Raw genomic sequence first — 21,013 nt, forward strand, 5'->3', positions numbered from 1 at the left:
TTATACAAAAAATTCTGATTATTTTAAATATTTTTCTTTCCTAAAATAAAAAAAGAAATGAATGTAAAAGCTGCTCCATCTGCTTTTACATTCATTTCTTATAACATTTCTTTTTTTTCATCTTTTTGTAATCCGTCATCCAACTCAAAAAGATCTTGCGTACGAAACACATCTTCCATCATTTTTAAAAACTCTTTTTCACCTTGGGGCTCACCGTTAACTGTAAGAGAATATGGTTCAATTTCATGCAACCTGTAATCGACAACAAATTGAATGATAATTTTTTGTCTTGTCATACCATGATTGTATCCATGAAATTCTACTAATTCCAATCCATCTCCCCCGCGGTAATAAACCCAGGTTGGTTGCTTAAAATGCTGTTCAAAAGATTCCCCAATAGAAAAAAAAGGATACTCATAAAGGGAACTTGCTCGTACTTTTTGAATCACATCTTGATCTGTAGGAAAGAAAAAGTGACTCATGAATATACTAGCAGCTGTCAAAATTGTAACAATAGCCGCTCCCATTTTACTTGTTCCTCCACTATCACGGATGAGATAACGCTCAACATCTCCATTCTTTATCCCTCTTGCTTTTATCCGGTATATTTTCCGCTCAGCAAATCGATAATATAACCCATTTGCAAAAATTCCGACCCCTATCATCATTAAAATGAGCAATAAAAAGGTAAGGGGAACCATGTTAATAATGGGGAGTGCTACATTGAATCCCATATAGTATGAAAATGCATCACAAGCTACTAATAAAATTACAAATAAACAAGCAGGTAAGTAATATTTTCGGTAACCAAACCATCCGACATTGAAAATAGTAGCCCACCCATTCCAGCTCCACCTTGCTATTCGTTTCGTTTCTTTGTCCCATTTTCTTTTATAATATGGATAATGTGCTCCCACATATTGTTCCATATCTTTTTCGATTGGTGAGGTCTCCTCTTTTGTTCCATTATGTAAAGTTTGCTGACAATCTTCACAATTAAATTGACCGTCAGGACAAGGATTCCCACAATTTATACAATGCAAAATAATCCCTCTTTCCTTGATTTATCCCCTACTTATACTTCTGTTGTCCAGCATACTAAAAAATTTAGCTATTTAAAAATACGCTTTAACAAGATGGCTCCTCCCCGCAAATAACAGGTTAAACCATTCGTATGAAACTCAGAAATACTTACTTTCTACTAGACTTTGTTATCCTCTAAGCGATGAAAACTACTATCTCCATTTGAAAAGAGTTTTATCTTATTGCAAAATCTCCTCATGTTTCAATAACCATTCTTTTCGCCATAGGCCACCTGCATAGCCAACTAACTTTCCACTTTTTCCAATTACACGATGACACGGAACAATAATAGAAATCGGATTGCGGCTATTTGCACCGCCTATCGCACGCACCGCCTTTGTGTTACCAACCTTTTCTGCAATATCCAGATAGGAAGCACTCACTCCATATGGAATCGTATAAAGTGCATCCCAAACACTCTTTTGAAATGACGTTCCAACTGCTGACAATGGTACTGTAAATTCAGTTCTCTTTCGATTAAAATATTCATCTAATTCAGCGAGGCACTGTTCTACAATTTTATTTTTATTCTCTTCTTTCCGTTCCTCCACAAAAATAACAGAAGTAATTCCTTCATCATTTGCAGTAATTTCAAGCAAACCTATTTCACTTTCATAATAAGCTCGGTACATGCCCCTATCCCCCAATTTAATTTATTTCAATAATTGTAACATATATGTACAAAATTTCGAGAATAAGCGTTTCATTATGGAAACAAAAACGATGATGATACAATAAAGAAAACTGCAATGAGGGGGAATAAATATGGACTATCATCTTTTTTCATCTTATACGATTAAAGATATTACATTAAAAAATCGTATTGTTATGTCACCAATGTGTATGTACTCTTCAGAAAACGAAGATGGAAAAGTTACACATTTCCATCATATCCATTATGCGTCTCGAGCAACTGGTCAAGTAGGCCTTGTTATGCTTGAAGCTACAGCTGTTGTACCTGAGGGACGTATTTCTAATAAAGATTTAGGTATATGGAATAATGATCATATTCAAGGGTTGCAAAAAACTGTGTCCCTCATCCACGAAAATGGGGCAAAAGCAGCAATTCAGTTAGCACATGCTGGACGAAAAGCTGAATTACCCACAGACCCTGTAGCACCCTCAGCTATTGCATTTAATGATACAATGAAAACCCCAATAGAAATGAATAAACAGCTAATCAAAAAAACAATTTCTGCTTTTCAAGATGCCGCATGCCGTTCCAAACAAGCAGGATTCGATATTATTGAACTCCACGCGGCTCACGGCTATCTCATTAATGAATTTCTTTCTCCATTATCAAACAAACGAACTGATGAATATGGCGGATCACCTGAAAACCGTTACCGTTGCTTAAAAGAAATCATTGATGCTGTAAATGAAGTTTGGAGTGGTCCTTTATTCGTTCGTATTTCTGCAAATGACTATCATCCTGAAGGATTAACAGTCCATGACTATGTTCAATTTGCAAAATGGATGAAAGAACAAGGTGTAGATGTAATTGATTGTAGTTCTGGTGCAGTTATACCTGCACAAATCGACGTTTACCCTGGCTATCAAGTAGAGTATGCAAATCATATAAAAGGACAAGCACACATTGCGACAGGCGCAGTAGGATTGATTACAAGTGGGATACAAGCAGAAGAAATTTTAGCAAATAATGAAGCGGACTTAATCTTTATCGGTCGCGAGTTACTTCGCAATCCATATTTCCCAAGAACAGCTGCTAATGAACTTGGATTTGAATTACAAGAGCCCCACCAATATCAACGTGCTCGTGGTAAAATAGCCCCGACTCGCCGCTAATACACAATAATGAAAACGAGAAGGGCTCCCCTTCTCGTTTTCATTATTCCATCATTGTAATCTCTGTAGAATTATAAATATGGACACCAGATTCTTCACGTAGTGCCGCTAAGTACATCCCTTTTGCAACCTGCTCGGCTGTAATCGGCTTATACTTTTTTAAAGTACCATTAAATACAAATGGCAAAATACCAGATATCTTCTCAGCCATTCTTTCTCCAAAACGAAATTCTTCTCGATCTCCTAGCAATAGTGATGGTCTAAATATATGAATCCCGCCAATTACCAACTTTTGAAGCTCTTCCTCCATCTTCCCTTTTACTTGTGAATAAAAGAAAAGTGATTTTGGATTAGCACCCATAGAAGAAATTACAAGAAAATTTTGTACTCCTTGTTTTTCCGCTAAACAAGCTGCTCGTAATGTATATTCATAATCTACTTTTTTAAAATTCGCTTTCGTTTTTGCTTTCTTAATTGTTGTCCCAAGACAGCTAAAAACATCATCAACAGCAAAAAATTCTTTATACTCTTCTAATATAGAAAAGTCGATTTGTTTCTGCTGTAACTTTTCATGTTCCCATTGCAGTGGCTTTCTTACAAAAACCATAACCGAATCATAGTAATCTGAGTCAAGTAATAGCTGCGTCACTTCTTGTCCAACTAAACCACTCGCACCGAGTACTAAGGCTGTTCTTTTATTCATTTATCTTTATACCTCTTTATCTAATTTTATACCGTCCAAACAGGCAGTACAAATCCTATTTCTAGGAGTTTCCTTTTTCTTATTCTATCATAAGTAAAGCACTATGCGTGATGCAAGTGCTTTACTTACTCTTCTCTCCTTTTTTCTCTGTTGGTAACTTGGTTATTATCCTAGAGTCACCTAGATTACTTATTAATGTCTTGAGGAAAATCAAAACACATGTTAATGGCAAAACTACTGCTAGTATCAATAAGATTGCTTCCATTATGTAATCCAATTACTCATCCCCTTTTCATACCCTCTACCTCAATATATGAAAGGAGTGTTGTCACATATGCGACATTCATAAAAATTAATACTGTTCTTTTTGACAACTTTATAACAAAATCAAATCGGAATGATTATTATTTATTGCAACTTTCGTAAAGATGTATTATACTAAGTTCGCAACTTAAAACGTAATTATTCCGTTTTATAACAAAAAGATATTTTTTCTCTTATTTTGGAGAAAATAAAATTGGAAAAGAAAGAAAAGAGGAGAATTACATGAAGAAAAGGTTAATGGTATTTTCTTTTATACTTATTTTCACTTTAATTTTTGCTGGGTGTGCCAGCAAAAAAGACGAAGCTGCAAAAAAAGATGGAAAACTTTCTGTATATACAACTATTTTTCCACTTGCTGACTTCGCTAAAAAAATCGGTGGTGACTATGTAAATGTTGAAACAATTTATCCACCTGGCGCTGACTCTCATACATATGAGCCAAGTCAAAAACAAACGGTACAAGTTGCGAAGGCAGACCTATTCGTATATAACGGTGCGGAATTAGAGCCGTTTGCAGAAAAAATGGAAAAAGCATTAAAAAAAGAGAACGTAAAAGTTGTTAATGCATCTAAAGGTTTCGATCTTATCGCTTCATCAGAAGAAGAACATGAGCACGAGGAAAGTCATAAAGAAGAAGAAAATCACCATCATGACAAAGACCCACACGTATGGCTTGATCCTACACTTGCGATGAAGCAGGCTGAAAAAATTAAAGATGCACTCGTAGAATTGCAACCAGATCATAAAAAAGAATTTGAGAAAAACTTCGCTGCCCTACAAACAAAGTTCACTGACTTAGATGATCACTTTAAATCTGTTGTTTCAGATGCAAAAACGAAAGATATTTTAGTTTCTCACGCTGCATATGGATATTGGGAAAAACGCTATGGCTTAAAACAAATACCAGTTGCTGGCATCTCCGCTTCCGATGAACCATCACAAAAAGAACTTGCTAACATTACAAAAACAGCAAAAGAGCATGGTTTGAAATATATTTTATTTGAAACATTCTCTACTCCAAAAGTAGCAGAAGTTATTCAAAAAGAAACAGGAACGAAAATTTTACGTTTAAACCACCTTGCTACTATTTCTGAAGATGATGCAAAGAAAAATAAAGATTACTTCACATTAATGGAAGAAAACGTGAACACTTTAAAAGAAGCTACAAACTAAATTTATATTTCCTTTCAGACAGTTGAAACATATTCAACTGTCTTTTTTCATATTCAGCAGCTTGACTTCAACAAAATAACAAGTAAAATTATCCATATTAGTTTTAAAGATATACTATGTTATGAAAGCGAGTTGGAACTATGAATCTTCACATTTGTGAAGTAACAGCAAATAATTGGCGTTCAGTCGCTGCTTTAGACGTAGCAACAGAGCAGCAGCAATTTATTGAAAGTAATGCATTTTCTTTAGCGGAATCCCTATATGAAGAAAACGGAACGTCAGTAGGCTTATATGATGGAGAAACACTTGTTGGCTACGCAATGTATGGTTGGTATTCAAAAAAAGATGATCGCATATGGCTAGATCGTTTTATGATTGATTACCATTTTCAAGGAAATGGCTATGCAAAACGTTTTCTCCATCTGCTTATCCAGTATTTACAACAAAAATTTCAATGCAAAAAGATTTATTTAAGTCTTCATCCAGAAAACAAACTAGCAATGAAACTATATGAGTCTTTCGGTTTTCACTTAACTGGTGATATAGACGATGAAGGACCGGTTGTTGGGGTTGTAATGGAATTACTTATAGATGAAAGTATAAGCCTGTGAAAACAGGCTTTTTATTATTTTCTACTAATCTTTGTTTATTAATAGAAGAACAAGATGGTCATGTTTCATATTCTACCTCCGCATCAAAAATATAATTGTTTCACTTTTTTTCATTAACTAAAGATGTAATGCTAATAACGTACAATAATGTCCTTTTTTCTACAAAGTAAACACTACTACTTTTAATAACTATACTCCAAAAGAATAAAAACAATCTTTCAGCGAAAATATATGTACATATATGCAAAATCAGTAGTAAATGGAGGGTTTGTTTTGAAAGTATTCAAGTTCTTATTCGTAAGCCTTTCTGCTATTTTAATCATGCTTAGCAGTAATAGCTTCCATATCCCAGTAGAAGCAAAAATAGAGGCAGATATTGATGTAGTACGTCAAAAACCAATTACGTTTGTACTCGTTCACGGTGCTTGGGGAGATTCTAGCTATTGGGATAAAACAGCTAATGAGTTGAAACAAATGGGACATAAAGTATATACTCCTACCTTACCTGGGCATGGAAAAGATACGAATAAAGCTGTAAAACACACTGATTATGTCAAATCAGTAGTCAACTATGTGAAGGAAAGAAACATAACGGATTTTGTTCTTGTTGGTCATAGTTTTGGTGGTACTGTTATTTCAAAAGTTGCCGAACAAATTCCAGATCGAATCCACAGACTTGTCTTTATGAATGCATTTGTTCTAGCAAATGGAGAAAGTGCAGCTGATGAAATCCCAGCCGAAGGAAAAACGCTTTGGACCGAGCTTGCAAAAAAATCGAAAAATAGTGCTATCCAATTGCCTTTTCCTATTTGGCGAGAAACCTTTATGAATAATGCTAATCTCGACTTAGCGAAAAAAATTCACGAAACTGTTACACCAGAACCAGCTGGACCACTTTTTGAAAAGCTGGACCTTACGAAATTTTATCAATTAAATATTCCAAAAAGTTATTTCTATTTAACTGAAGATATGGCAGTTCCACAAGGTAAAGATTCAGGATGGCACCCTCACATGTCAAATCGCCTTGGATTATTTCGTTTAGTAACTACACAAGGTGATCACATGACTATGTTTCATGCTAAACCAGCAATTGTCGCGAAGAAATTAGTTGAAGCCGGCAGAGATTAATAACAAAAATAAGTCTGCTAAATTAGCAGGCTTATTTTACGCATTCTTTAAAATGTTCTTGGAACCATTCTTTATTAATATCTTTCCCGATAAAGACCACTTCACTCACGCGCTCTTCTCCCTCTTGCCACTCTCTATCGTAAGAAGCAGCAAATAGTGTATGAACACCTTGAAAAACAATACGGCGATCTACTCCATCGATCGATAGAATTCCTTTATATCGATATAAATACTCTCCTAATTCTTGAACTACAGCTGACATCCATTCGTTTAACTTTTGCAAATCTAACGGCCGCTCTTCACGTAATACAAATGATTTTACACCTTCTAAATGATGATGCTCTTTATGTGGATAAATCTCTAATGTATCACCCGTTTTAAACGTTTGAATTTCTAGTAAGGCCTGGATATCTACTTCACAATTTGTCGTTGAGATTAATTTTGCTGTTGGATTAATCCCTTGTAATTCAGTAAGGAGTTCTTTCTCTTCTTCCTCTCCAACTAAATCTAATTTATTTACTAAAACGATATCTGCAAAAGCAATTTGTTCTTTCGCTTCTAGCCCTTTTTCAAAATGTTTATGTATATGATAACTATCTACCACTGTCACAACACCATTAATTTTGTATGCTGATTGAATAACTGGATCTAAAAAGAACGTTTGGATAATCGGCCCTGGGTTTGCAAGACCTGTCGTTTCAATCACTAGACCATCAAAATCCATTTTCCCTTCTGCTTTTACATCCAATAATTGTTTTAGAGCAACAAGTAGGTCTTCACGCACTGTACAGCATAAACAGCCATTTGTCATTTCCATAATTTCTTCTTCTACATTCATAATTAATTGATTATCGATGCCAATTTGCCCTATTTCATTTACAATAACCGCTAATTTCTTTCCATGTTCTTCCGATAAAATACGATTTAATAATGTTGTTTTCCCCGATCCAAGAAAACCAGTTAAAATTGTTACTGGAATCATTTCGTACATCTCCTTATACCTACATCTTCGTACATTATACCATACAGATAAAGTGAAACTTCCATCAGTAGGTTTTTTCTTCATCCCCCACTGATGGTTAGTTGAACGAATCGGGCTTTTAGGGGCAGTTATCCCTCACCTATCTTCCTCGTTTCTCTCTTACTCTTGAGGTGAGGGCTTACTGCCCGTTAATGCGGGGTAAAATCGTTTTTTACAGCAAAGACATATTCATTGTAAGTACAGTCCAATAACTATATAATAGTACCGAACAAGAAAGCCTTTTCAAAAATATCATCATTCATCAAGGGGGTCTACTCAAAATGGAACGAATTCAAATGGCTAATAACCTTGAATTCTCTCGTATCATTCAAGGATTTTGGCGTTTAGCAGAATGGAATATGCCAAAACAAGAATTACTTTCTTTTATCGAAAATTGTATGGAGATGGGGATTACAACTTTTGACCACGCCGATATTTATGGAGGATATACGTGTGAATCATTATTCGGGGAAGCATTACAATTACAGCCTTCTTTACGTGATAACATGCAAATTGTCACAAAATGTGGAATCGCTCCCCCATCTCCAAAGTTTCCAAAGCGATATGTCGCTCACTATAATACAAGTACGAAACATATTGTAAAAAGCGTGGAACAGTCACTACAAAACTTACATACTGATTATATTGATTTGTTACTGATTCATCGACCTGATCCATTTATGGACCCAAGTGAAGCGGCAGAAGCTTTCACACGTTTAAAACAAGAAGGAAAAGTTCGTCATTTCGGTGTATCTAACTTTTTACCGTCTCAATTCAATATGCTTAGCTCATATTTAGATTTTCCGCTCATTACAAATCAAATTGAAGTATCTGCGATGCAGCTTGAGCATTTTGAAAAAGGTACAATTAACTTATGCCAAGAAAAAAGAATCAGTCCTATGATTTGGTCTCCTCTTGCTGGTGGAGAAATCTTTACAAGTCAAAATGAACGTGCTGTACGCTTACGAGAAACTTTACAAAAGATTGCGAATGAACTAAATGTTGATGGCATCGATATTGTCATGTACGCATGGCTACTTGCTCATCCAGCAAAAATGATGCCAATCGTTGGCTCTGGTAAATTAGATCGCGTGAAGTCAGCTATCGCTGCAACAAAACTTACATTAGATCGTCAGCAATGGTTTACCATCTTTGAAAGTTCGAATGGACATCCCGTACCATAATTCGCTAAAAAATCATAAAAAGGAGCTAATACTTTATAGCTCTTTTTTTTCATACCTGTTTCTTGTCATCGCAAACACACATGTATCCCTGAGTCCCTTACCATCTACTGCTACACTACTGCTTTCTAAAATCCCTTCTAATTTAAAACCTAGCTTCTCAGGTATCGCTCTACTTTTTACATTTCGCGAATCACAACGAATCTCTATCCGGTTTGCTTTCAACTCAGAAAAAGCATAATCCATAATACCTTGCGCAGCTTCTGTCATATAGCCTTTTCCGCCAAAACGCGAATCTATCCAATATCCAATTTCAAATCTTGGTATTTCCCAATCAATACGATGCAATCCAGAAGAAGCTACAAATTCACCTGTTTCTTTTAAAAATACTAGTAACCTTAAATCTTCCCTTTGTAAAAATTGAATATGTGACCTTCTTATACTCGCTTCGATTTCTTCTTCTGTTTGCTCTTTTTGAGCGAAAACCATCCACGGCTTCAGTTCTTCTATCGATGCATTGATAGCTTCATATACTACTTTTCCATCTCCTGGTTTCGGCATGCGAATAAGAAGCCTGTCTGTGTAAAATTCAGAAGGAAAATCAAGTAATAATGGATCCATTGCAAACACTCCCTATTATTCTTTTATATATAATAACATTTAACACTATATATAAATACAAATTTTAAAAACGGCATAAAATCTTTCTTTTTCAGATGGAAGAGAGCATCCGACCATGCATAGAAGCGGTCAGATCCTTTTCCTGCCCCATGCCCAGTGAAAACAAAGAGAGAAAACGAGTGCAAGTCACTTTTTTCTCCGTAGCAGCGACTTATGTAATAAATAACTTTTCTGAACTTCACTTATTTTCAAACCAAATTCATACATACCTATCTCTAGTTATATTCGTCACGACACTTTCCTTCCCCTTACTATTAATACTCATACAATCAATTGATTCACCTCTACCGCTGTACGTATTCCAGACTCAATCGCTCCTTGTATCCATCCATGATTAAGTGTTGTATGATCCCCAGCAAAATAAATTTTCCCTTCAGGTTTTACAATTTCCGGTTGCAATTCTGCTTCTTGACCAGCTTGAAAAATAGCAAACCCTCCTAACGCATACGGATCTAATGTCCAACTTTTGGATACTCCTGACACAAATTCATCATACACTTGACCACCTAATATAGTCGCCAAGTTATGTAATGTATAATAAATACGATCACCTTTCGATAATCCATCCCATAATAATGCATCATAAGACCATGTATAACTTCCAAGCATAATAGCAGGTCCCTTTGAACCAATACCATGACTCGGATAATATGCATAACGGATTGGTAAATCCGTTATAATCCTTCCTCCTAATTGACCCTGTTCTTCCCAAAAGCGACTTTTAAACTGAATTCCTATTTTAGTAGCAGCCATATAATGTAATTCGCGAATAGCTCTCCATTTTTCATGTGATACAGAATCGAAAGGATCAATTTCCACAAAGCGCATTGTGGAAAATGGAATTGTAATAATAACTAAATCACCTGTTATGCTGCTATATTCAAAGGTCTCTTCATGTCTGCAATATGCTGTCACACCTTTATCATATTGATGAATCTTCATTAATTTTTGATTATAAATAATATCTCTCTCTAACTGAGGCAAAAAAGATTTTGGTAATTTATCATTGCCCCCACTAATTTCACAAAAACCACTTTCTTGCTGCAAAATATATATAAAACGTAACGTTTCAACAAATGATCTTTCTAAAAATCCTTCTAAATCTAAAAGTACACCAATCATTTCAATTGCTACTGGTGAAAAATACGTATTATATTGATAAGGATGATATTTTAAAAACTGCGCTGTTGAATACTTCCCAAAGTCTTTTTCAACAATCCCCCAATTTTTATCTGGATTTCTTTTAATGAAATCAATAATTGGCTGCACTGCTAACAATAATAATTCTTCAGATGTTTTTCCTTCTTCATTCATCACTACTGGATATCTTAAAATACTTGGATTTTTCTCGTATTGTTGTAATGTCGTTTTTCTACCATTCACATAAATAATATCCGTCTCATTTCGATTAATAAAGGGGGTCACTTGTAGCCCAAACTTTCTTATATAAGCCATCGTTAATGTATGTATATATGGAATGCGCATTGCTCCAACATCTAAATATAATCCTGTGTCTTCCATTCTAATAGTCTCAATTCGGCCTCCTATACGGTTATTCGCTTCTAAAATTTTCACATGATGTCCTGCGCTTTTAAGTAAGGATGCTGATACTAAACCAGCCATTCCAGCACCAATTACAATGATTTGTTTTGGCTCTACTGTTTTCGGTAATCCCTTATCAATAATTCCCACCATTTCATCAGTTGTGACATGGGATTGTGTATGCACTCGCATCATTCCACCCCTTACTTTGAAAATACAAAACAGTGATTCTCTGAATTGTATTCATGAGTATAGTAGAACAACACATTTTTTTCTGAATATTCACTAATAATTCACAGAGATTTGCTCTCATCATCCCTTTCTTATCATATAATGAGGATATAGATAGGAAATGTAAGGAAGGGATTGATAAATATGAAACGTACTTACGACTATCCTGAAACAAAAAAACATTTAGAATTGAAAAAACAACTACTATGCAAAAAATTATTGGATGTAAATTTAAGTGAAGATGATCGTAATCAAATTAAGATGGAAATCGATAACTACGAATATATTTTAACATTAGTGGAAATGAATCATTATGAACGTGGAATTTCTCATAACAAGCGGATGTGAAAGCATTCACTTGTTCATGTGAGCATTTCTTTACGCATTTTTCGTAAGTAAATATATAATAGAATGTACATTAAGATAGAGAGGTATATTCTATGATTAAACTAAGTGTATTAGATCAATCCCCTATTTCCGATGGCAGTACAGCAACTGCAGCTTTTTCCAATACAGTAACACTTGCTCAAGAAGTGGAAAAACTAGGATTTACTCGCTTTTGGGTGTCTGAACATCATAATTCTGTCAGTTTAGCTGGTTCAAGTCCTGAAGTGCTCATATCTCATATTGCAGCGAAAACAAATCGCATCCGTGTGGGGTCCGGTGGCGTTATGCTTCCACACTATAGCTCATATAAAGTCGCTGAAAATTTCCGTGTATTAGAAGCGCTTTATCCAAATCGAATCGATCTTGGAGTTGGTAGAGCACCAGGTGGTATGCCCATCGCAACTCGCGCGCTGCAAGAAGGAAAAATGATTTCACTCGACCAATATCCAGAACAAATTCAGGATGTAGCCATGTACTTACATGACAACGCACCTGAAAATCATCAATATGCAAACCTAAAAGCTTCGCCTGTCATTCCTACTGCACCTGAAATATGGATGCTTGGATCCAGTGGAGAAAGTGCCATGATTGCAGCAAAACAAGGGGCTTCTTTTGTCTTTGCTCAGTTTATCAACGGCTATGGTGGTCCTGAAGTGATGAAAGCTTATCAAGAACAATTCCAGCCATCTTTCTTAGGAGACAAACCAAAATCAATTGTTTCTATTTTTGTTGTTTGTGGAGAAACGACTGAAGGAGCTGAGAAAATTGCGTCTAGTCTAGATTTATCAATTCTATTATTAGAACAAGGAAAACGCACAACTGGTACTCCTTCCATTGAAACAGCACAAAACTATCCTTATAGTGCCTATGATTTGTTCCGCATTAAAGAAAATCGGCAACGTATGATTGTAGGTGATCAACGTTACGTCAAAGAACAAATCTTAAACTTGAGTAAGGCTTACAATACTGAGGAATTTATGCTTGTAACCATCACCCATCAATTTGAGGATAAATTAAAATCGTATCGTTTATTAGCAGAAGCTTTTCATTTATAATATACAAAAAAAGTGCGTCACATAAAGTGATGCACTTTTTTTGGCCTAAGTTTTTTATAAATCTGTACCCTCAATATATTTAACTGCTTCTTGTAAGATTTCTTCAAAATTCTCAGGGTAATCGTGATTTAAGTTAGAAATAACCTTATACTCATGATTTATATTTTTTGTTTCCAATCGTTTCACAAACTTCTGTGTACATGCAAAGCAATCTTCATCCTGATCTCCACAAATAATATATCCCTTAATACCTTTATCTTTCAATTTATCCAGCAAGTCTTCCCACTCTTCAATCTCAGGAATCCATGGCGCTACAAAAACAAAGCCTTTTACAATAATATGTTCGTTTAAGATTGCATGTAACGCAACTCTTGCTCCAGCGGAAAACCCTCCAATAATTACATGCTCTACCTCACCATGATTACTAGCTACAATACTTTCATAGTGCTCCTTTAACTCACGAGATCCCTTTTCTATATCATCCCATACGTATCCTTCTGAAAATTGAATTTGAGAAGACTGCGGTAATGCTAATAAATACCCTTGAGACACAACCGATTGCCAATATGGTTCTGCTATCTTTATATTTTCTTGATCACCATGCAATGCAATAAGTAGATTGTTATGAATACCGCTATTTCCTTGTACAACTTTCAAATCAAATTGTTCAGATTTCTTTGCTACTTCTTCTCTTTCTTTACATAACTGAATCATCTGATGAAATTCTTCATATCTATGAAGAGGGTTCAAATCGGCATCTGTAATTAAATACTCATACCCATACCAAAACTCATTTTCTACAATCGCTTCTTTCATTATATGTAAAGCTTCTTTCTCAAGCCCAGATGCGCTTGCTAATGCATATTTAAAATTATATATTTGAGCTTTATTACCAGTTATCTTATCAGCATTTTTGGTAATATAATGGTATGCTTCTAAACTACCATCCTTTGCATAACATTCTAATGTCTCATTTAACAAACCAATATAAGTAATCTTACTCATCCACACTTACCTCCCGTAACCTTTTTAGGAATATATACTTCTCTAACACGGTTTCAGTCATCCTAAGGTTCCGGTAAACATACTGTCAAATTTTGAATATCAGATTAACAGTAACTCCTCCTACTCTTAGGATGACGTTTGCTAACTGACTTACAATTTTTCATAATACATCACTCCTTTCTATCTCTTACATACAATTAAATGCTAAATTGACAGAAAAGTCAATCTATAAATTGAACTATACTATACTTTCACATTTCTTTTCACCAAAAAAACAACAATATATAATTGTTGTTTTCATGTTAAACAATACTTTTTTTACTTTTATCTGGCTGGCTTGAAACTAAATAATGCTTCTCTGAAATATATAATTTTCGCTTTAATATACGATCTAAATACGGCGCTAGTTTCATTCCACATATAAGACGATCCTCATCATCTTCTACAATAGGAAACATTTCTTTTTCTGTAACATATTGGTCTACTGCTCTTTGCACAAGATCAATCTCTTTTACGAGTTTTAGATTTTCTTCTGTATGTTCAAATACCTCGAGCGTTTCCTTCGTTATAATGAACGTATTTGTAGGAAATGCTGGTAAATACGGTTTTAACAAGTCATAATTCACTGTATAATCCTCATTGACTAATACTGTATAAACAATATTTGCATTTGTTTCCAGAAATTTAGCCATTGCTTGCTCTAATTCGTCTTTCGTAATTGACCTCTCCTCTTTTCCACTTTTGAAAAAGCGAAACATTGCATCGCCTCCTTTTTACTATATTATACCATAGAAAGAAAGCTGAAAAATCATAAAAAAACCTATTGAAAGAATTTTCAATAGGTTTTGATGTCTTATTTTAAGAAGGCACTCAACATCCAAACATGTTGTTCTAATGTTGTATGAATAGCTAATAGCATATCTGCTGATGTTTCATCTTCAGCCTCATCCGCTACTTCCATACCTTCTTTTAATTCTTGAATGATTGCTGAGAAATCATTTACTAATGTTTTCACCATTTCTTCAGCTGATTCTTTACTTGTTCCTTCATGTACAGTAGATGTTTCTAAATACTCTTTCATTGTTGCTAGTGGTTTTCCTTCTAACGCTAAAATACGTTCTGCTAATTCATCAATATATGTTGCTGCTTCATTATAAAATTCTTCAAATTTTTCATGTAATGTAAAGAAGTGTGGGCCTGTCACATACCAGTGATAGTTATGAATTTTTACATATAACACATTCCAGTTTGCTACCTGCTTGTTTAATACTTCAACAACATTTGTTTTCGTACTCATTCAATCCACTCCTCTTTCTTTTTATAATTATTCTCTTTTAATAATACATTCTTATTGTACCATAAATTCCCTACTCGTCCAAATCATCCGCTTATATGTAACAAAGTTTTAACAACTTTAATCATTCCTAAATGTCGAGAAATCCATGTACCCTTTCTTGCACTTCATATGTCTAATTGTCCAAGCTCACACATATACATAATAATAGGTCAAGCTCATCATAGTAGAAAGAGGGATTACATGGATAATCAGCAATGGCAAGTAGCTAAAAAAGTTGCTGCTACTTATATTGGGACTGTCGTCGGAGCTGGATTTGCAACTGGGCGAGAGATTGTTGAGTTTTTTACGATTAACGGATTATACGGAACAATTGGAATATGCGTAAGTGGATTTTTTTTCATTTGGTTAGGAACGAAAATGATGTTGCTTTCTTCACAAATCGGTGCATTTTCCGCTCAGGAATTTAACAGATATTTATTTGGTGATGTATTTGGAAATGTGGTAAACACTTTGTTATTACTCGTACTTTTTGGTGTGACAAGTGTTATGCTATCAGGCGCTGGTGCTGTATTCGAAGAACAACTTCGGCTACCACGACAACTCGGTATTTTCATTACAGTTATCGCATGTATCATTATTGGTAGTCGTGGATTACAAGGTGTATTTGAAGTAAATACACTTGTAGTACCAATTATGATGATTTTCATTATCGGACTTGCTATTACAACTTTTATTCATGGCACAATACCTATCTTTAACACTATTCCTATAGAAAGTTGGAACATGAAATGGATAACAAGTCCACTTACATATGTCGCCTTAAATCTTTCTCTCGCCCAAAGTGTTCTAGTACCGTTAGCAAGTGAAGTAAAAGATCGAAAAGCGATTCTATGGGGCGGAATTTTAGGAGGAGCTGGACTATGCTTTATTCTATTATGTAGTCATTTAGCCATTTTATCTGTTGACCAATTTTATCAATATAATATTCCTATGGCTGAAGTAGTAAGAAGATTTAATGCTACTTTCCATTTCTTCTTTGTCCTGATTATTTTTGGAGAAGTGTTTACAACATTAGTTGGAAATGTATTTGGGATGACAAAACAAATGCAATCTATCACTGGCTGGAAAAACAACAATATTATTTATTTTATTTTACTAATTAGTTATTGTTTTAGCTATATTGGTTACAGTGAACTTCTTCACATCTTGTATCCAATAATCGGATGGGTTAGCATCATCCTTCTTCCAATTATCGCATATAAACAGCTAGAGAAAACATAGTAAAAAAGCATCCGTTATGTAAAATGTACCCTATAGAATAGACACTTAAAAAAAGTCTATTCTATAGGGTATTTCTTGTATAATAGGAGAAAAATTAGAATCGGAGAAATTTCACAATGACGAAAAAGCTATTTACAGAAAAAGAGGTTCAAACGCTATCAAAGAATCCATACGTAAAATCTATGAGTGAGAAAGGAATTACTTATACAGACGACTTTAAGCGCATATTTATTGAAGAAAATAGAAAAGGAAAGTTACCACGAGACATTTTTGAAAAATATGGTTTTGATATAGATATGATCGGAATGAAGCGTGTTACGTCGTCAAGAGATAGATGGTGTGCCGCTTATAGAAAAAATGGTGTATTAGGATTACGTGATACACGTAAAGAAAACCTAGGGAGATCTTTAGAGAGAGAACTTACTTTAGAGGAAAAGTATGCGCGTTTAGAAGCTGAACGGAACTTACTAAAAGCTGAAAATGAGCTGTTAAAAAAGATCAAACTTATGGAAGGGAGGATGAAAAGGAAATAACGTTACTACCTAGTAAAAAATATATCTTGATTCGTTCTGTTATCGTAAAATATAACCTAAGAAATATGGTGAGTCACTTATGTAAGATAGCTGGCGTTTCACGTTCTGGATATTATAACTATTTCTCTTTGAAAGCTAGAGAACAACGAAAACAAATGGATAAAAAAGACGAGAAAGTGAAGAGAATCATATTAAAAGCTTTTCATTTTAAAGGACGTCAAAAAGGAGCCCGTCAAATAAAAATGACATTGGAGGGGCAATTTCATATTGTTTACAATTTGAAGCGTATACGAAGAATTATGAAAAAATACAAGATTGTTTGCCAGATTCGGAAAGCGAATCCTTATAAAAAAATGATGAAAGCGACGCAAGAACATAGAGTGGTCCCAAACTTATTAAAGCGAGAATTCAAACAAAACATCCCGGGAAAAGTATTACTTACCGATATCACTTATTTATTTTACGGAAAAGGAAAGAAAGCGTATTTATCGACTATTAAGGATGGATCAACCAATGAAATTTTGGCTTACCACGTTTCTAGTCGAATTACGTTAGATTTAGCCATAGATACACTTGTAAAGCTAAAGAAGAATAGAAAGGTAAAGTTAGCCGAAGGAGCATTTATTCATTCTGATCAAGGCTCTCACTATACAAGTCCTATTTATCAAAAGTTGGTCAAGAAATATAGATTAGGACAATCCATGTCAAGAAGAGGAAACTGTTGGGATAACGCCCCACAAGAATCATTTTTTGGTCATTTTAAAGATGAAGCATATATAAAACCTTGTGAGTCTTTTGCACAATTAAAAAATGAAATTAAGAACTACATGACGTATTACAATCATTATAGATATCAATGGAATTTAAAAAAGATGACTCCTGTTGAATACAGAAATCATCTTTTTGATGTTGCATAACTTTTTTTAAAAATGTCCTTTACAAAGGGTACAGATTAATGTACGGATGCTTTTTTACTCACAATCTTCACAAACTTCCCAATACAAAGCCATTTCTACTGCGAGGAATGGCTTTAATTGTAACCGAATCATTCGGCTTGGCATACGCTCTAAAACAAACTGAATACCTTCTCCATCCTCTTCTAACTCGGTTTTTAAGATTACTATTCGTTGTATAGTTGTAATCGGCTGACCCTCTTTATATAAAGTAATTCGCAACTCATCATATTCATTAAAAAACAATTCTACACTCATATGTTCTGTTGATACACTATTAACAATTGAGTACTTACCATCTTCTTCTTGGATTACATATTTCCAGCCATTTTTTCCATCTTCCATTGGAGCAGCTTGAAATAATGACATTAAATCCTCGTATAGCATAAGATAACCCCTCTCTTACTAAAAAACGATGAGTATTTTATATACCCTTTTTCTCTATCACTATCAAGCTTATTGTACCATACATCAATTGACTTGCTATATTCTTCTGCCTATTATACTACACTACTTTTATCCCGCTATTTGCTGGCAGTAACACTCCCACCTCAAAATTCAGCGAAAGCTAAGAAATTAGGTTGAGGATGAACTACCAGTAAAAGCCCGATTGGTGAAGGCTGATAATCAGTGGGGAGAAGAAAAACCTCACTGATTAAAGTTTTACTGTATATAAATCATGAAAAAACAGGAATGACATTTATCATTCCTGTTTTTCATCAAAATACTTTCCCTATAGCAACTAAAGCTAATACCACTATCAAGCTGGCGAATAGTACCGATACAATAAAGCTAAAAATCGGTAATGTTTTCTTTTCATTCTTTTTAAACAATAGTCTTAAACTAATCACGATATTTAATGGTACAAATATGAAATAAAAATATTTAATAATTTGCATTGCACCACTCGAACTATTTAAAAGTGTTTTAAGTACAAACACCTCAATCAAAAAGATAAGAAAAAATGAAATACTTAACCAAAATGAGGCATAGCTAAGCCAAGAATGTCTTTTCGTTCCCCAATACACTCCCATACTCTTCTCCTTTATAAATAGTCTACTTTTCAATAATTATACATACTTATAACAAATTCCTTTATTTTTCGACTATAACTGTCTATTTTTATAGAATAAATGACAAAAAACCAAAAGCATTCTATTAGCTTTTGGCTTCTCATTCTATTCTACTTTCTCCGATTCTGCTTCGCTATTTTTTTCCACTTCTCCCGCTCAGCACGAGCAAGCGCTAGATCTTGTTTTCTCATTGCGTATGCAATTTCCCTTTGCAATTTTTTATAATTCTGCAAACGGTTTGCTTCTAAAACCCCCTCATCAATAGCGGTGCGAACTGCACACCCAGGCTCATTTTCATGCTGGCAATCACGAAAACGGCACTTTTCTGCAAATTTTTCAATATCAGAAAACGTCGCATGAATCGCTTCGCTTCCCTCCCATAGTTGAAGTTCTCGCATTCCTGGCGTATCAATTACTAAACCACCACTTGGTAATTGAAACAACTCACGATGTGTCGTAGTATGTCGTCCTTTACTATCCTCTTCGCGAATACCACCTGTTTTTGCAACTTCACTTCCCATTAATGCATTTAGCAAAGTAGATTTCCCGGCGCCTGAAGAACCAACAAGAGCAATCGTTTTGCCAGAAGCGACAAATTGTTGTAAGGACTCAATTCCCGCTTGCTGTAAACTATCCACTGCAAAGATTGGAACACCAATAGCTATTGCCTCTGTTTCCAATATCTTTTGCTCCACATCTTCACACAAGTCACATTTCGTCAAAACAATAACAGGCATTGATCCACTTTCATAAGCTAATAATAAATAACGTTCAATTCTTCTTACATTAAAATCATGATTAAGCGCATTTACTAAAAATAGATAATCAACATTTGCTGCCACAATCTGCTCAACCGTTCTTTCGCCAGCTGCTTGCCTAGAAAAGGAACTTTTTCTTTGAAAAACACTATGAATAATTGCCTTGCTTTCTTCTTTTATTTTCTTTATATGCACCCAATCACCAACTGCTGGATAATCACCTTTATCTAATGCTTCATGACGAAACTTTCCAGATAACTCTGCCATATATTCGCCATCATCACAAATAATACGGTACATGTGCTTATGTTCAAGTAAAATTCGACCTATTTCATACTTTTCTAAAGATTGATCCTCAAAAAAAGAATCCCATCCGAATGTTTCTAAACAATTTTGCTTCAAATCTATATCCTCCCTATTTTGAGATCAGTGGAAGGATGACGCGATTCTTTACAAAGTCTCGCTCTTTCCGTCCACCTTTGTATTTACTTTAACATCCATATAAATCATCGCCATAATACATCACTCCGTTCTTAGTTTAGTTAATCTCATTATATGTAATATTATTTTGAAAAGCTACTTTATTTAACCGAATTTTCAGATATACACTTTTTTATCGTCCTTATTTGTCCGCGATGGCTGATTTCATCTTCTAGTACATGGAACCACAAATAGTACTGATTATATATGCCCCCGTTATCCCATCGACCTTCTGACATTAACCAAGCATCATCTTTTTCTTTTAAATATCGCAGCGATTCTTCTCGAACTTTATTAAAAAGTTGTACGTAGTATTGCACCTCATGCCCACGAATTCTTCTCCCGCTTCTCCTAAAAAAAGAGCGTCATTCCATCCCTTCAACTCCTCTTTTGTAAAATCTCGGTTCTGGAAAGAAATGAGCTGATGAACTTTTTCTATTGCGGCAATATGTTTTAGCAATGCGCCGATAGAATTTCCACCATCGACCAAGATAAAATCTAAATTTTCTACTGTTAAATCTTTTATCTCATACAATGTAACCGCTCTCGCATGCTCAAGCATACTAACAAGTTGTCCTACATTTGGCGTATAATTCTCCATACTTCGTATTCGGTAATCTATTTTCATTTTTCCGCCCTCCTTTTCTAGATTTTATGATAATGAAAAAGAACGTCACATAATAGACTGAAATATACCAGAATTTTCT

21 protein-coding genes and 1 pseudogene are annotated in these 21,013 nt (G+C 34.7%); 9 read left to right on the forward strand and 13 right to left on the reverse strand.

What is annotated here, in order from left to right:
• Nucleotides 1–98: 98 nt before the first annotated feature.
• Complete coding sequence (locus tag MHH45_RS06215) at nt 99–1,043, reverse strand: DUF2628 domain-containing protein (protein ID WP_016131334.1); 945 nt, start codon at nt 1,041–1,043, stop codon at nt 99–101.
• Between the two features lie 219 nt (nt 1,044–1,262).
• Entirely contained in the window at nt 1,263–1,715 is a 453-nt protein-coding gene (locus MHH45_RS06220; protein WP_016114582.1) for a methylated-DNA--[protein]-cysteine S-methyltransferase, read from the reverse strand.
• Between the two features lie 133 nt (nt 1,716–1,848).
• Here MHH45_RS06220 and namA point away from each other — a divergent pair, with 133 nt between their 5' ends.
• Nucleotides 1,849–2,889 (forward strand): NADPH dehydrogenase NamA, encoded by a 1,041-nt coding sequence (namA, locus tag MHH45_RS06225; protein WP_016114581.1) that lies wholly within the window; start codon nt 1,849–1,851, stop codon nt 2,887–2,889.
• A gap of 43 nt (nt 2,890–2,932) precedes the next feature.
• On the opposite strand, the gene MHH45_RS06230 is transcribed toward namA, so the two are convergent.
• Entirely contained in the window at nt 2,933–3,592 is a 660-nt protein-coding gene (locus MHH45_RS06230) for an oxidoreductase (protein ID WP_016114580.1), read from the reverse strand.
• 546 nt (nt 3,593–4,138) lie between these two features.
• Between MHH45_RS06230 and MHH45_RS06235 the strand changes: the two genes are divergently transcribed.
• The 3 genes from MHH45_RS06235 (at nt 4,139) to MHH45_RS06245 (ending at nt 6,828) form a co-directional block, all read left to right on the forward strand.
• Nucleotides 4,139–5,089: a metal ABC transporter substrate-binding protein gene (locus MHH45_RS06235; RefSeq protein ID WP_016114578.1), complete on the forward strand. Its 951-nt coding sequence runs from the start codon at nt 4,139–4,141 to the stop codon at nt 5,087–5,089.
• 140 nt (nt 5,090–5,229) lie between these two features.
• On the forward strand, nt 5,230–5,700 hold the full coding sequence (locus MHH45_RS06240) for a GNAT family N-acetyltransferase (protein WP_016114577.1): 471 nt from the start codon (nt 5,230–5,232) through the stop codon (nt 5,698–5,700).
• 273 nt (nt 5,701–5,973) lie between these two features.
• Nucleotides 5,974–6,828 carry an alpha/beta hydrolase gene (locus MHH45_RS06245; RefSeq protein WP_016114576.1) on the forward strand — a complete coding sequence of 285 codons (855 nt, stop codon included), beginning with the start codon at nt 5,974–5,976 and terminating at the stop codon, nt 6,826–6,828.
• A gap of 31 nt (nt 6,829–6,859) precedes the next feature.
• On the opposite strand, the gene MHH45_RS06250 is transcribed toward MHH45_RS06245, so the two are convergent.
• Nucleotides 6,860–7,810 carry a CobW family GTP-binding protein gene (locus MHH45_RS06250; RefSeq protein ID WP_088094330.1) on the reverse strand — a complete coding sequence of 317 codons (951 nt, stop codon included), beginning with the start codon at nt 7,808–7,810 and terminating at the stop codon, nt 6,860–6,862.
• Nucleotides 7,811–8,130: 320 nt separating this feature from the next.
• On the opposite strand from MHH45_RS06250, the gene MHH45_RS06255 reads away from it, so the two are divergent.
• Nucleotides 8,131–9,033, forward strand: a complete 903-nt coding sequence (locus MHH45_RS06255) for an aldo/keto reductase (protein WP_016114574.1) — start codon at nt 8,131–8,133, stop codon at nt 9,031–9,033.
• 33 nt (nt 9,034–9,066) lie between these two features.
• Here the strand turns inward: MHH45_RS06255 and MHH45_RS06260 are convergent, their stop codons facing one another.
• Together MHH45_RS06260 and MHH45_RS06265 are read right to left on the reverse strand one after the other, a co-directional pair.
• Complete coding sequence (locus tag MHH45_RS06260; protein ID WP_016114573.1) at nt 9,067–9,651, reverse strand: GNAT family N-acetyltransferase; 585 nt, start codon at nt 9,649–9,651, stop codon at nt 9,067–9,069.
• A 321-nt stretch (nt 9,652–9,972) separates the two neighbouring features.
• On the reverse strand, nt 9,973–11,445 hold the full coding sequence (locus MHH45_RS06265; RefSeq protein ID WP_033671834.1) for a flavin monoamine oxidase family protein: 1,473 nt from the start codon (nt 11,443–11,445) through the stop codon (nt 9,973–9,975).
• Nucleotides 11,446–11,628: 183 nt separating this feature from the next.
• On the opposite strand from MHH45_RS06265, the gene MHH45_RS06270 reads away from it, so the two are divergent.
• Both MHH45_RS06270 and MHH45_RS06275 read left to right on the forward strand, forming a co-directional pair.
• Nucleotides 11,629–11,832, forward strand: coding sequence for a DUF3896 family protein (locus MHH45_RS06270; RefSeq protein WP_003197079.1), 204 nt, complete (start codon nt 11,629–11,631; stop codon nt 11,830–11,832).
• A 92-nt stretch (nt 11,833–11,924) separates the two neighbouring features.
• Nucleotides 11,925–12,926, forward strand: coding sequence for an LLM class flavin-dependent oxidoreductase (locus MHH45_RS06275; protein WP_088094322.1), 1,002 nt, complete (start codon nt 11,925–11,927; stop codon nt 12,924–12,926).
• A 54-nt stretch (nt 12,927–12,980) separates the two neighbouring features.
• Here the strand turns inward: MHH45_RS06275 and MHH45_RS06280 are convergent, their stop codons facing one another.
• The 3 genes from MHH45_RS06280 to MHH45_RS06290 form a co-directional block, all read right to left on the reverse strand.
• A complete protein-coding gene (locus MHH45_RS06280) occupies nt 12,981–13,931 on the reverse strand; it encodes an alpha/beta hydrolase (RefSeq protein ID WP_016114569.1) in 951 nt (316 codons plus the stop codon).
• A gap of 302 nt (nt 13,932–14,233) precedes the next feature.
• Nucleotides 14,234–14,689, reverse strand: coding sequence for a DUF3939 domain-containing protein (locus MHH45_RS06285; RefSeq protein ID WP_016114568.1), 456 nt, complete (start codon nt 14,687–14,689; stop codon nt 14,234–14,236).
• Nucleotides 14,690–14,784: 95 nt separating this feature from the next.
• Nucleotides 14,785–15,228: a Dps family protein gene (locus MHH45_RS06290; RefSeq protein WP_016114567.1), complete on the reverse strand. Its 444-nt coding sequence runs from the start codon at nt 15,226–15,228 to the stop codon at nt 14,785–14,787.
• A 240-nt stretch (nt 15,229–15,468) separates the two neighbouring features.
• Here MHH45_RS06290 and MHH45_RS06295 point away from each other — a divergent pair, with 240 nt between their 5' ends.
• A complete protein-coding gene (locus MHH45_RS06295) occupies nt 15,469–16,509 on the forward strand; it encodes a YkvI family membrane protein (protein ID WP_016114566.1) in 1,041 nt (346 codons plus the stop codon).
• Between the two features lie 116 nt (nt 16,510–16,625).
• Nucleotides 16,626–17,959, forward strand: a protein-coding gene (locus MHH45_RS06300) for an IS3 family transposase (RefSeq protein ID WP_340862129.1) whose coding sequence is annotated in 2 segments (ribosomal slippage) — nt 16,626–17,013 and nt 17,013–17,959 — 1,335 coding nt in all. Because the reading frame shifts where the segments join, the coding sequence is not laid out codon by codon here.
• 54 nt (nt 17,960–18,013) lie between these two features.
• Here the strand turns inward: MHH45_RS06300 and MHH45_RS06305 are convergent.
• The 4 genes and pseudogenes from MHH45_RS06305 to MHH45_RS06320 form a co-directional block, all read right to left on the reverse strand.
• On the reverse strand, nt 18,014–18,382 hold the full coding sequence (locus MHH45_RS06305) for a DUF3979 family protein (RefSeq protein ID WP_016114565.1): 369 nt from the start codon (nt 18,380–18,382) through the stop codon (nt 18,014–18,016).
• Nucleotides 18,383–18,714: 332 nt separating this feature from the next.
• Complete coding sequence (locus tag MHH45_RS06310; RefSeq protein WP_016114564.1) at nt 18,715–19,029, reverse strand: hypothetical protein; 315 nt, start codon at nt 19,027–19,029, stop codon at nt 18,715–18,717.
• A 149-nt stretch (nt 19,030–19,178) separates the two neighbouring features.
• On the reverse strand, nt 19,179–20,228 hold the full coding sequence (gene rsgA / locus MHH45_RS06315; protein WP_016114563.1) for a ribosome small subunit-dependent GTPase A: 1,050 nt from the start codon (nt 20,226–20,228) through the stop codon (nt 19,179–19,181).
• Between the two features lie 179 nt (nt 20,229–20,407).
• Nucleotides 20,408–20,934, reverse strand: a pseudogene (locus tag MHH45_RS06320) (DinB family protein).
• Nucleotides 20,935–21,013: the final 79 nt, after the last annotated feature.

This window comes from Bacillus sp. FSL K6-0042, assembly GCF_038006685.1.
GTDB lineage: Bacteria > Bacillota > Bacilli > Bacillales > Bacillaceae_G > Bacillus_A > Bacillus_A pseudomycoides.